Raw genomic sequence first — 13,572 nt, 5'->3', positions numbered from 1 at the left:
CATTGTGAATTCCGCAATTTTCTCATACAATCTGTTTGTTCAATGTGTGGGATTAGATAATGGGCGATGAAATTCTGACTATTCAAGAGGTGGCTGATTACCTCAAATTGAATGAAAAAACGGCGTACAGGCTCGCTAGCGAAGGAAAGCTACCGGGTTTTAAGGTTGGCGGCAGTTGGCGCTTTAAGAGAACAGATCTAGAAGCATGGATCGAAAAACAAAAGGGGTGAGCTTAGTCTCGAACGGAATGCAGCAGATGACAAAAGAACAGCAGATCGAAGAAAGCTTCATCAAAAAATTACAAGATCTCAAGTATACCTATCGACCAGATATTCGTGATAAGGATTCATTAGAGCGTAACTTTCGAGAAAAGTTTGAGAGGCTTAATCGAGTTAATCTAACGGATGCTGAATTTGCCCGCTTGCGTGATGAGATCATAAGCTCAGATGTTTACTCTGCCGCTAAGACCTTACGTGAGCGCAATTCCTTTCAACGCGAGGATGGCACTCCACTGCACTATACATTGGTAAACATCAATGATTGGTGTAAAAACGAATACGAAGTCATCAATCAACTTCGCATAAACACAGATAATAGCCATCACCGATATGATGTGATTATTCTTATCAACGGTGTACCAGTTGTTCAAGTGGAGCTAAAGAGCCACCAGATCGTAACTCGTCGTGCTATGGAACAGATTGTGAACTACAAGAATGATCCTGGTAATGGTTACACCAACACATTACTGTGCTTTATGCAATTGTTCATCGTTAGTAATGAGCATCGAACTTACTATTTTGCGAACAATCATAGCCAACACTTTAGTTTTGATGCTGATGAACGTTTTCTTCCAATTTATCAGCACGCTGACACCAACAATAAAAAGATTGCTCACTTGCATGATTTTGCAAATGACTTTTTGGCTAAATGCACACTAGGACAAATGATTAGTCGTTATATGGTACTTGTGGCTAGTGAACAGAAAATGCTCATTATGCGTCCGTATCAAATATATGCGGTAAAATCGATTGTTGATTGTATTCACCAAAATCGTGGTAATGGCTATATCTGGCATACAACCGGTAGCGGTAAGACTTTGACTTCATTTAAAGCATCTACCTTATTAAAAGACAATAAAGATATTGAAAAGTGTTTATTTGTCGTCGATCGGAAAGACCTAGATCGTCAAACCCGTGAGGAGTTCAACAAATTCCAGGAAGGTTGTGTTGAAGAAAATACCAATACTGAAAAGCTAGTTCGCCGAATGCTTTCGGAGGATTACGCCGATAAAGTTATTGTCACCACAATTCAAAAGCTTGGCTTAGCATTAGATGAAAACAGCAAACGTAATCAGGTTAATAAGAAAAATGGCAAGCCAACATATAAAGAGCGTCTAGAGCCACTGCGTGATAAGAAAATCGTATTTATTTTTGATGAATGCCATCGTTCGCAATTTGGTGATAATCACAAAGCAATTAAGGATTTTTTTCCTAATGCACAATTGTTTGGTTTTACAGGTACACCAATTTTTGATGATAACGCTACATACAAGCAGATCGATGGTACTGTCGCATCTAATGTGACTACGAAAGATGTATTCCAAAAGGAGTTGCATGCCTATACCATCACTCATGCAATTGATGACCGAAATGTACTGAGCTTCCATATTGATTACTTCAGTAAAAATAACGGTGAGAAAAAGCCGAAAAAAGGCGAAAATCCACCGCCGAGAGCTGTAATTAATGCCATCTTAGATAAACATGATAGTGCCACGAGCCAACGCCGCTTCAATGCCATATTGGCGACAGCAAAAATTAATGATGCTATCGAGTATTATCAGCAATTCAAAGCTATTCAAGCAGAGAAACAAGCTGAAGATAGTAGCTTTGAACCGTTAAACATCGCTTGTGTGTTTTCTCCTCCCGCAGAAGGCAACAAAGATGTGCAGCAGTTACAAGAAGATCTGGAGCAAGAAAAGGAAGATAACAAACAGCAGCCAGATGAAAAGAAGAAGGCGCTAACTGCAATCATTGAGGTTTATAATCGGCAATATGGTACTAACCATAAGATTAGTGAGTTCGATCTGTATTACCAAGACGTTCAGCAGCGTATTAAAGATCAGAAATACTCAAACGCTGATTATCCGCGTAAGAATAAGATCGATGTGGTTATTGTTGTGGATATGTTGCTGACAGGTTTCGACTCTAAGTACTTGAACACTCTGTATGTAGATAAAAACCTCAAGCATCATGGTTTAATACAAGCGTTTTCTCGCACCAATCGCGTGTTGAACGACAGTAAACCCTGGGGCAACGTTTTAGACTTCCGTGGTCAGGAAGATGAAGTTAACGCAGCAATTGGTCTTTTCTCTGGTGCTGCTAAGGGGCGTGCCAAAGAAATTTGGTTGGTCGATCCCGCGCCTGTTGTCGTGAATGAATTCAAAGAAGCTGTCGAAAATTTACAAACATTTATGCTCAAGCATGGCTTAGAGTGTACTCCTTCAGACGTAGCTAATTTAAAAGGAGACACCGCTAAAGCAGAGTTTATCAATCATTTTAAAGAAGTGCAGAAGCTCAAAACTCAATTGGATCAATATACTGACTTGAGTGTTGAAAACCAACAAACCGTTGCAGAACTATTGCCGGAAGATACACTGCGTGGCTTTAAAGGCTCCTATCTAGAAACTGCTCAAGAGTTAAAACGAAAGCGGGACAAAGGTGATGATGTTGAAGATGCTGTACAACAACTTGATTTTGAATTCGTACTTTTTGCATCTGCGGTGATTGACTACGACTACATAATGGCATTGATTGCTAAATCTACTCAGACAACCAAGACTAAGCAGACAATGACACGAGCGCAGCTGATCGATTTGATTAGCTCGAGTGCAAACCTGATGGACGAACGAGAAGACATTATCGCTTACATCAACAGTTTGGAAGCAGAGCAAAGCCTGACTGAACAAGAAATCCGCGATGGTTATCTAGCTTTTAAAGCTGCTAAAGCGGGTCAGGAGCTAACAAGAATGGCAAAGAAGCATGGTTTGTCACCGCAAGCCTTAAGCGTTTTTGTCGATGGAATTATGAACAGAATGATATTTGATGGCGAGCAACTTACAGATTTGTTGGAGCCGCTCGAACTGGGCTGGAAGGCTCGACGTTTGGCTGAGATTGCCTTGATGGAAGATCTTGTGCCGCATTTGAAGAAGTTGGCGCAAGGCCGTGAAATTTCGGGGTTAGCCGCTTATGAGTAAGAAAGGAAAAAAAGCATTAGAGCCGAAGCTTAGGTTTAAGAGAGATGATGGTTCAGACTTTTCTTCGTGGAGCGTAAAACCACTCAAAGAGATGGCTGTACGCTGTACTAAAAAGAATGGTGCTGAAGATGTGGGACGTGTATTAACTAACTCTGCATCTGGTGGTGTTGTTGATCAACGAGACTACTTTGAAAAAGACATTGCCAACAAAGACAACCTAGGCGGTTATTATATTGTTGAGAAAGATGCTTACGTATATAACCCTCGTATATCTTCCCTTGCACCTGTAGGGCCTATTTCAAAAAATAAGGTCGGGAAAGGCGTGATGTCTCCTCTGTATACTGTCTTTAAGTTCAACGACAATAACAACGATTTCTATGAGTATTATTTCAAGTCAAACCAATGGCATGATTACATGCGAAAAGTGTCGAATACTGGAGCTCGGTATGATCGTATGAATGTCACCAATGATGACTTCATGAGTATGCCAATGCCTTATCCTGAGAAAGGCGAAAGAGATAAAATTGCAGACTGCCTATCATCTGTCGATGAGCTGATCGTAGCTGAAGAGCAAAAACTAGCTGATTTCAAAGCCCATAAGAAGGGCTTGATGCAACAGCTATTTTCTGCTGATGGAGAAGTTAACCCTACAGTGAGGTTTTCTAATTTCCAAGAAACAGGAGATTGGAAGAAAGTAGAACTAAGTGAACTGGGAGAGCTTATTCCAGGGCTGACTTATAAGCCTGAAGACGTTCGAGAAGAGGGGCTTTTGGTCCTTCGATCATCTAATGTCCAAAATGGAGTAATTTCTTTACAAGATAATGTATATGTCCGACCAGACATCGCGGGAGCAAATATATCTAAGCCCAATGATATTTTGATCTGTGTGAGGAATGGATCTAAATCTCTTATTGGTAAAAATGCACTTATATCTTCTGATGTTCCGTTAAGTACACACGGGGCATTTATGACGGTTTTTAGGACGGTACATCCAAAATTTGTGTACCAATTATTCCAGACCGCTGCGTTTGAAAAACAGGTTGCTGCTGATTTAGGTGCAACAATTAATTCAATCAACGGCAATAGGTTCAAGAAATATGAATTTCTCATACCACCAACAAGTCAAGAGCAGGAGCAAATTGCTTGCTTCTTATCTTCGGTTGATGAACTCATTGAGAATCAAGCTTTAAAAGTAGATCAACTATTGCTTCATAAAAAGGGTTTAATGCAGCAATTGTTCCCATCTATGGAAGAGGTGGGATTATGAGTGAGACAGTTTTTGAAAATCTAAACGCAGTTGCTACCCACCTTCGTGAAAAATTGGACGAGAAAAAATATATCGTTCTTTTTGCCTATAACGGAACGGGAAAGACACGCTTATCTATGGAGTTTAAAGACCTTGGGAAAAATGCTGATGATAGAGATACGCTCTATTTCAATGCATTTACAGAAGATCTATTTTCCTGGGATAACGACCTAGATAATGATGCTGAACGTGTTCTTCGAATAAATGGTGATTCGCGTTTCTTTATAGGCCTGCAAGAGCTAGAAATGGAAAGCCGTATTCGACCACTATTACGTCGTTATGCTGATTTTGATTTCGTTATTGATTACAACGAATGGAGTATCAATTTCGTTCGAGAAGTTAATAATGGCGATACAACCCAAACTATAGAGCATATCAAAGTATCTCGTGGTGAAGAAAACATTTTTGTTTGGTGTTTTTTTCTAGCAGTAGCTCAGCTTGCTGTAGATGGTCAAGAGGCGTATCGCTGGGTCAACTATATCTATATTGATGATCCAATATCATCTTTAGATGACAATAACGCCATCGCTGTGGCAAGTCATCTAGCACAACTATTGAAAGATCAAGATGGTGATATACGCGTTGTTGTTTCGTCTCATCATGCATTATTTTTCAATGTGATTTGGAATGAGTTGGGAGAGAAGCGAAAACAGCTCCAACCTTACTTCTTACGCAGTGACAAGGAAGCTGGTTCTTACATTTTACGCTATACCAATAGCACACCATTTTTTCATCATGTAGCATTGCTAACGCAACTTCATCAGGCTGCGGAGTCCGGTGAACTATATACCTATCACTTTAATATTTTGCGTGGAATTTTGGAAAAAACATCAGCATTTCATGGGTTTAAAAATTTTTCGGCTTGTATTAAGCAAGACGATGATGACCCAGATGGAGTCCTTCATGCTCGTATTATCAATATCCTGAGCCATGGTGATTACTCTATGTTTGAGCCAATGGAAATGCAGGAAGAGAATAAAGGCTACTTCCGTAAAATATTAAATGATTTCATGGAAAACTATCGGTTCAACCCTGAGCTATTCCCAGAATTAACGACTGAGACAAATTAATCATGACTAAAGAACAGCTTAATCAGCTAGGTAAGACCCTCTGGGATATCGCAAATAACTTACGTGGTGCAATGAATGCGGACGATTTTCGTGACTATATGTTGTCGTTTCTGTTTTTGCGTTACTTGTCAGATAATTATGAAACTTCAGCTAAAAAAGAGCTTGGCTCTGATTACCCTAAACTGGCAGAAGGAGACAAGCGTTCACCTTTGGCTGTGTTTTATGAGCAATTGACTGAAACTGAAAGAAAAGAGTTTCAAGAACATATGCGTACAAAGGTTCATTATGTTATTGAGCCGAAGTACTTGTGGAGCAACATTGCAGAGTTGGCTAGATCTCAAAGTTCAGAATTACTAAAAACGTTAGACGACGGTTTTGATCATGTTGAGAATCACAGCTTCAAAAGTACTTTTCAAGGGTTGTTTTCCGAGATAAACCTGAACTCCGAGAAGCTGGGTAAAACCTATACAGCTCGGAATACTAAGCTTTGTACCATTATCCAGAAAGTATCAGAGGGTATTGCTGAATTTTCTACAGACAGCGATATATTGGGGGATGCTTACGAGTATTTGATCGGTGAGTTTGCCGCTGGTTCTGGTAAGAAGGCGGGTGAGTTTTATACACCACAACCGATTTCAGATGTATTGTCTGCAATAGTTTCGTTAGACAGCCAAGATCCTAAGACTGGCTACAAGAAGCGGATTGAAAGTGTAATGGACTTTGCCTGTGGTTCTGGTTCCTTACTGCTTAATGTTCGTAAGCGACTTGGTAAGCATGGTATTGGCAAGATTTACGGCCAAGAAAAGAATATCACTACCTATAACTTAGCTCGCATGAATATGTTATTGCACGGTGTAAAAGATACTGAATTTGAAATTCATCATGGCGATTCACTTCTTAATGACTGGGATCTTTTGAATGAGATGAATCCGGCCAAAAAGCTTAAGTGTGATGCTATTGTAGCTAATCCTCCATTTAGCTATCGTTGGGAACCAAACGAAGCAATGAGTGATGATTTCCGTTTTAAGAGCTATGGTGTAGCACCAAAATCAGCAGCTGATTTTGCTTTTTTGCTTCATGGTTTTCATTTCCTCAGTGATGAAGGCACTATGGCAATTATATTGCCTCATGGAGTGCTGTTTCGAGGTGGTAAAGAGGAAGCAATCCGTAAGAAATTACTGAAAGATGGTAATATCGATACGGTGATTGGCTTGCCAGCAAACTTGTTCTTTTCGACAGGTATTCCGGTTTGTATTCTTGTCCTTAAGAAGTGCAAAAAGTATGATGATGTATTGTTCATCAACGCTAGCGAACATTTTGAGCCAATGAAGCGCCAAAATAAGCTGATGCCAGAACACATTGATAAGATCATCGAGACTTATCAAGAACGTCCAGACAACGTGGAACGCTATGCTCGTAGAGTGACGATGGAGGAGATTGAGAAGAATGATTTCAATCTCAATATATCGCGGTATGTAAGTACAGCTAAATCTGAACAAAAGGTTGATCTTAAAGTTGTAAATGATGAGTTAGTTGTTCTTGAAAAAAGATTAAATGAAGCTCTCGCAACACATAATAGCTTCCTTAGAGAACTAGGCTTACCGATTTTGCCTGGGCAAGTTGATGATAAATAGCCGTTGATACGTGCAATTCTTATACATTTTGATAGGAAGGAAGCTGTCGCACTAACATGTGGTTGTTAGCTAGAGGAATCGCGAGATTTATCTTTCACCTTTAGATATGCGATATCGCAAATAAAATGGTCGCCCTAAGAGCGGCCATTTTTGCTCTTGGAATATTGTTTTCCTAATTTTAAGCTTAAAATTTGGTGATTTTATTAGTGATAAATTTATCAAAGTTTAACTTTCTATTTGATATCGCTTTGTTGAGAGTTTGTCGGTCTATGGACACTTCATTTGTAAGTTATGAGTAAAAGACAAAACGGTTTTGGTCCTGCATTAGGTGAATCATTGCAGAGCTTTATTTTCAGAGTATTAGACCGCAATGGGTTTGGTGATTTTTCCACTGTTGTGACAGGCGGTGGCTGGGGGGTAAGCCAAGTGTGCCTTATCATGCCCGAATTGAATTTGAAGTTATTGAGCCAGAAGTGTTATTTAAGCTGTATGAAAAAAACACAAAAGTGAATCAAACTTGTTTTTCCTCACTTTCTTTTCATTATCATTCTTTTATAGAGACTTTTTACCCAGAGAAGCCAAAAAGCTATTCTGGGCAGCATATTCAAATTCGTTACTGCCAAGAGTGTATCGAAAAGCAGTTGTACGAATCGGGGTATGCTTATTTCAAAGTTGACTGGCTAAATGCAGATAATTGCTCTGAACATTCTTGTCAGCTTTACATTGTGTCACATGGATTATCGCGAGGGGAAACAATAAAAGCCATCAAGGATATTCTTACTGGTAAAGGAGCTTTAGAAAGGAAAACAGATTTAAAGATAGCTGTTGTTGAACCGCCCCTCCATTTCTCTGAAATTGGCTTGTTTTTTGCGAATTGTACTAAGGAAGCCATTTTTGATTATATCTTTTTTGATGAAAAACTTTGCCCAGATGATTATACCGATTTGATACCTACTGGTTTATTAAGACAAGAAAACTCTCATCATCCGACATGGGGAGCAAGGCGAGCCTCACTGCTTCGTAATATTGAATGTTACTATGAACAGGCGATAGAAAAATCCTACTTGCAGATGATGTCATACATTTCCAACACCATGCTTATTGAAAGTAGTTGTCTTGAAGGTTGCGGTAAATTCCAGTTAAAGGTTGCGGCAGAAAGCTGTGATGATTGTAGTAGGATAGGCTGCAAGTTGCACTATTCTGAGCTGGATAGTTGTCGGGGGGCGCGATGTTCATCAACCTTTAAATTTTACACACCATCTTATGTATTTGGCATTAGACATCTTCATACTCGGTAGGCAATTCTCAGCATAGACATCAGCCTATATAGTATTTAGTCTATATTGGATGGTAAGTATCCATGTGGAGGATGGAGATGACAGATACTTTTGCTGAGTACTTTGAACGCTGATTCTTCCAGCAACAAGAACAAAGATGAGAAAAGACGTTACTAAGTAATGTTCCTGATCGCGGACTGTGAGTTTCAGGCACTTCTTAATAAATTGAATAGGTAGATACGATGCCAAGAACTCTTGATCAAATGTTAGCAATTGAAAACACTGAGGTTGTTGCCAAAGCACAAAAGACGGCAACTGATATGCTACTGAATATCCATTTGGCAGAACTCCGCGAACGCATGAATCTTACCCAAGGAGACATTGCCGTTTCTTTAGGAATCAAACAACCGACCGTATCTGATATGGAGAAACCGGGGCGCGATTTGAAGCTGTCTTCCCTCAAACGCTACGTGGAAGCATCTGGTGGTAAGCTGCGCCTTGATGTTGAGCTGCCCGACGGCACCCACTATGTGTTTTCTGTGTAAGAGCCTAAAAGACCAGTTACTGTTATAGCCAGCAAAAGTTGGCGGTTATCAACATTACTTGGTCACTACTCTTGATCGCTTTGCTCATATCGGCAATCTTTATTTTACATGATGGAGTATATTGGCAAACTATATTCTACTTGCACAAGCCCAAATCACGATCAAAAGCGGCTATAGATTGAAATAAATTATAGCTTATCAAAAGAAAGGTTTTTACCAATTTAAAGGGACACTAAGTATGGCACTTAGTGTCCTTTAGTTATTAGCCAGTTATCACGTCATACTGACTTTGCCTACTAACGGTGCTTCAGGATAGGTTTCAATAGTTTCGGCTTCGCCACGGTGATCGCTGGCTAGCTTTTCATAAAGCAGCGGTAAGACAATCAAAGTGAAGAAAGTACCAATGAGCATGCCTGCGACTAAGATAATACCTATGCTGTTGCGCGCTTCTGCGCCTGCACCGGTTACCAATACCAACGGGAAGTGACCAAGCACGGTTGCACCTGTGGTCATCAGTATGGGTCTTAGACGTGTGGCCGCAGCCCCTTTTACCGCCTCAAATTTCGATTTACCTTCAAGCTGTAAGTGGTTCGCAAATTCAACAATCAAGATGCCATTTTTGGCTATTAAGCCTATGAGCGTGATTAGGCCGATTTGACTGTAAATGTTGACGGTCGTGAGTGATAAAAATGGTAACATCAATGCACCTGCGAGTGCCAAAGGTGCGCAGCCGAGTAGTACCACGAGCGGATCTCTAAAGCTGTTGAACTGGATCGTCAGCAAGAAAAACACCACTATCATGGCAAACAGGAGTACGCCAACCATGGTGTTGCCTTCTTTTCTTAGCTGTCTTGATTCACCAGCGTAGTCAATGGAGTAGTGACTAGGTAAGACGTCTGCTGCAATTTCTTCGACCTGTGTGAGCGCTTGCTCTTTGGTAATGTGTGGCAGTGTGCCTGCCAATATTCTAAACGAGTTTTGCTGATTGAATGAGCCAAGCACTCTAGGGCTTGTAAAGGTGCGCAAGGTAGCAAACGCTGAAATCGGAATAAGATCGCCAGCATCCGTTCTTACTTGCATATTAAGAATGTTCTCAGGATTGTACCTTTCGCCATCGCCGACAATGGGAATGACGCGGTAGGCTTTGCCTTCTTTGTTGAAGTAGTTGGCAAAATTATTCGACATATAAATGCTAAGTTGCTCGTTTACCGACGACAAGTTTAGACCTAAGTCAGCAACTAGCTCTCGGTCGATTTCAAGCTCGGCTTGCGGCAGGTCAATTTTTAGGTCGGTATTGACGAACATAAAGCTGCCACTGGCGGTTGCCCGTTGAATAATCTCATCGGCGTACTGCTTCATCGCGGTTGGATCGTCACTGGCACGGAATACTACTTCAACGTCAAACTGCCCTGCGGTAGGAAGCGATGCCGGTAGAATAGGGAATAAACTTAGCCCAGTCACGCTGCCTAACCGGCCGTATAGATCGTATAGCAAGTCGTGTACTGAGTTTTCTCGCTCATCAAATGGTGCAAGCTCTACACCGCCAAAACCCGCTGCTGCCGTAATAATCTGCCAAGTAAACTCAGCGCCTTCAGTGGCGTTCATGACCTCGGCAGTGTCATTCATTTTCGCTGACGTATAAGCTTGAGAAGACTCAGGTGGTGCTTCCACTACGACTTGGATACTGCTTTGATCTTCGATAGGGGCTAGCTCTTTTTGTGATAACAGGTAAAACGGCACCGACAATAAAGAGAACACGATAGCGACAAAAAAGACCTGTGGACGCCACTTAAACAAGGTATCGAGTGCACGAAAATAGAACGTTTGTAATCGATCAAAATAGCCATTGACCTTTTGCGTTAATTTACCTTCTTTACCGCCTTCGGGATTAACGTAAGCACTCATGATGGGCGATAGGGTAATAGCAACCAGCCCAGAAATTAATACCGCAATGGCTAGGGTGAACGCGAACTCTCGGAATAAGAACCCCGTTAAACCTGTTAAAAATCCGATTGGCGCGTAGACCGCTGCAAGGGTCAGCGTCATGGCAATGATTGGGACGAGTAATTGACGTGAACTGATAAGCGCGGCTTGTAATCTGGGTTTGCCTTCGCGCATATGACGCGCAACGTTTTCAACCACCACGATGGCATCATCCACTACTAAACCAACAGAAAGCACGATAGCCAAAATAGTCAGTAGGTTGAGTGAAAAGCCCATTGCTGAGATCACCGCGATTGCGCCTAAAATCGAGATAGGTATGGTAACCAGCGGCACCATGGCGGTTCTAAACGAGCCCATCATCGCGAGTACAACAATCCCCACAAGTAGGACGGTTTCCCCAAGCGTGGTGAAGATTTCTTTTATGGAATCACGCATATAAAGCGTGCCATCGTAGCCAATTCTTAAATGCATGCCGTCGGGTAAGATGGTATTAATCTCATCAATCTTTTTATACAGGGCATCACCAATATCGATTTCATTGGCACCCGGTAATGCCCACACCGCTAAGAATACCGTATCGTGGTCATCAAGGCGTGCGGTTACCATGCCTTCGGCTTCACCGAGTTCTACCGTGGCGATGTTACCGAGCTTGAGTTGCGTGCCATCGATTTCTTTTACCACTAGGTTGTTAAAATCGGCTACCGTTTTTAACGAGGTATTGGCCATCAGGTCGATGCGTTGTCTGTTATTTTCACTGTAACCTAAGGTGGCAATGGTGTTGTTTGCTTGTAGCGCGGCAAATACATCGCTGGCACTTACGCCATAGATAGCGAGTTTTTCGGTATCGAGCCAAATTCGCATTGCTGGATCGCGGCCACCTTCCAGCGTCACTTTTTGTACACCGGGAATATCAGACATAGAAGGGACAACATTTCTGATCAAATAATCGCTCACGTTGTTACGTGGCAGACCTTGAGATTCCACATCGAGATAGAATACCGCATACGGACTATCGGCACGTACGATTTGAATGGCTGGATCTTCCGCTCCGCTGGGTAACTCAAACTTGATCTGGTTTAATCGGGTGGTCAGCTCAGCCAAGGCATCGGTGGTACTATGATTAAGTTCAAGCCAAGCGGTAACTTTGCTAAGTCCCGAGGTAGTTATCGAGTCTACATAGTCGACGCCAGGAACAGTAGAGGCCACTCGCTCGATTGGCTCGGTAACATAGCCTTTAACGACGTCTGCGGCAGCGCCCGTATAGACAGTGTTGATCACCAGTGAGGCACTTTCTATTTTTGGATATTGCTGCACCGATATATCTCGGGCGGCATTAAAACCCGCTAGCACAATAAGCAATGACACCACGATCGCCAGTACCGGCCGGTTAACAAAAATATCCATGATAGACGGCTTATTTTCGTGTAATGCGCTCATTACTGGCCTCCGTTATTGCCATCAACAGCGGCAACCTGATCGGTATAAACCAATAAGTTTTCTTGTAGCTTGAATGCCCCCTCAGCAGCAATAAATTCACCACCACGCAGGCCAGATAGTACAAGTTGCTGATCGTTTACCTTATCGCCTAAAGTAATTTTTACCGGTTTTGCTCGCCAGTTTTGGCTGTCGTCCTTTTCAAGTACATAAACAAATTCGCCAAAGTGATTGCGCGTAATCGCATTGGTTGGCACAACTGCGGCGTTCACAATCTCGGTTGGTACATTGACTAACACCATTTGATTGTGGCTGAGTGTGCCATCGCTGTTTTGTAGCTCAGCACGATAACTTTGTTGACGCGATGCGACATCGACCATTGGCATTTTGGCTGATACGCGAGCAGGCTTTTGGCCGCTGGCATTAGAAATTGCCACGCTAACGTCTTCGCCTAAGTTAGGTTGTGGTAAGGTTTGTGGAATTTTGAAATCCACCCAAATGCTGTCGTCTAACCCAACCAGGAAAGTGATTTCGCTATTGGCATCAAGTAATTGACCAACCTGATATTGCTCTAACCCCGTTTGACCCGGGTAAGGTGCACGAATGGTTTTTTTCTCGATTAATGTGGTTAGTCGTTTTACGTCTGCCAGATTAATTGCCACCTCGGCTTCGGCTTTGTCCACCTCATCTGGGCTGATCCGTTTTTGTTCTAGTAATTTGGCAACCCGTTGATAGGTTGATTTAGCAAGCTTTACTCGAGCTTTAGCCGCTAATAGATTCGCCTCATCAATGCTGCTATCTAAGCGCAACAATATTTGGTTCGCTTCCACTTGTTCACCGGGTTTAAAACCGACGTAAGTGATAAGACCAGGATACTCGTTACTAATAGTGACGGTGCGCTTGGCATGGAGCTGACCTACAACCTTAACCGATTTAATATGCTCAGTGGTTGATACATACGTGCTTTTTACCGAAGCCGAAGGCTCCGGAAAAGACTCCCCAAAGGCGATTGCCGCTTGGATTTGTGTAAACTTCACAAAACCAAGGCTGGTAATAACGATGAGAATGATGACAACGGCCATAAGCCAACGTTTGATGTTCATTGTGAT

The 13,572-nt window shown here is 42.0% G+C and carries 9 protein-coding genes; 7 read left to right on the top strand and 2 right to left on the bottom strand.

All coding sequences use genetic code 11. The annotated features are described in order from the left end of the window. Positions 1 to 59 precede the first annotated feature (59 nt). From MHN32_RS00600 to MHN32_RS00570, 7 genes are all read left to right on the top strand, one after another. On the top strand, positions 60 to 230 hold the full coding sequence (locus MHN32_RS00600; protein ID WP_239420630.1) for a helix-turn-helix domain-containing protein: 171 nt from the start codon (positions 60 to 62) through the stop codon (positions 228 to 230). Beyond that, a complete protein-coding gene (locus MHN32_RS00595; RefSeq protein WP_239420629.1) occupies positions 206 to 3,253 on the top strand; it encodes a type I restriction endonuclease subunit R in 3,048 nt (1,015 codons plus the stop codon). Before MHN32_RS00600 ends, MHN32_RS00595 begins: the two co-directional genes overlap by 25 nt. Further along, positions 3,246 to 4,520: a restriction endonuclease subunit S gene (locus tag MHN32_RS00590; RefSeq protein WP_042522584.1), complete on the top strand. Its 1,275-nt coding sequence runs from the start codon at positions 3,246 to 3,248 to the stop codon at positions 4,518 to 4,520. Before MHN32_RS00595 ends, MHN32_RS00590 begins: the two co-directional genes overlap by 8 nt. Then, on the top strand, positions 4,517 to 5,629 hold the full coding sequence (locus MHN32_RS00585) for an AAA family ATPase (protein ID WP_239420628.1): 1,113 nt from the start codon (positions 4,517 to 4,519) through the stop codon (positions 5,627 to 5,629). The genes MHN32_RS00590 and MHN32_RS00585 overlap by 4 nt, the downstream gene beginning before the upstream one ends. Before the next feature lie 2 nt (positions 5,630 to 5,631). Beyond that, entirely contained in the window at positions 5,632 to 7,263 is a 1,632-nt protein-coding gene (locus tag MHN32_RS00580) for a type I restriction-modification system subunit M (protein WP_239420619.1), read from the top strand. Between the two features lie 428 nt (positions 7,264 to 7,691). Beyond that, the gene (locus tag MHN32_RS00575; RefSeq protein ID WP_239420618.1) at positions 7,692 to 8,561 is read left to right on the top strand and encodes a hypothetical protein; all 870 of its coding nucleotides are present in this window, start codon (positions 7,692 to 7,694) and stop codon (positions 8,559 to 8,561) included. Between the two features lie 221 nt (positions 8,562 to 8,782). Continuing rightward, the gene (locus tag MHN32_RS00570; RefSeq protein WP_239420616.1) at positions 8,783 to 9,085 is read left to right on the top strand and encodes an XRE family transcriptional regulator; all 303 of its coding nucleotides are present in this window, start codon (positions 8,783 to 8,785) and stop codon (positions 9,083 to 9,085) included. Between the two features lie 273 nt (positions 9,086 to 9,358). On the opposite strand, the gene MHN32_RS00565 is transcribed toward MHN32_RS00570, so the two are convergent. Next, complete coding sequence (locus MHN32_RS00565; protein WP_174170477.1) at positions 9,359 to 12,466, bottom strand: efflux RND transporter permease subunit; 3,108 nt, start codon at positions 12,464 to 12,466, stop codon at positions 9,359 to 9,361. Beyond that, positions 12,466 to 13,566 (bottom strand): efflux RND transporter periplasmic adaptor subunit, encoded by a 1,101-nt coding sequence (locus MHN32_RS00560; RefSeq protein WP_239420614.1) that lies wholly within the window; start codon positions 13,564 to 13,566, stop codon positions 12,466 to 12,468. The genes MHN32_RS00565 and MHN32_RS00560 overlap by 1 nt, the downstream gene beginning before the upstream one ends. Between the last annotated feature and the right edge of the window lie 6 nt (positions 13,567 to 13,572).

Source organism: Pseudoalteromonas sp. Of11M-6 (genome assembly GCF_022347905.1).
In the GTDB taxonomy this organism is placed as follows: domain Bacteria; phylum Pseudomonadota; class Gammaproteobacteria; order Enterobacterales; family Alteromonadaceae; genus Pseudoalteromonas.
Note: the sequence above shows the minus strand (reverse complement) of the source record. Positions and strands in the feature narration are given on the sequence as shown.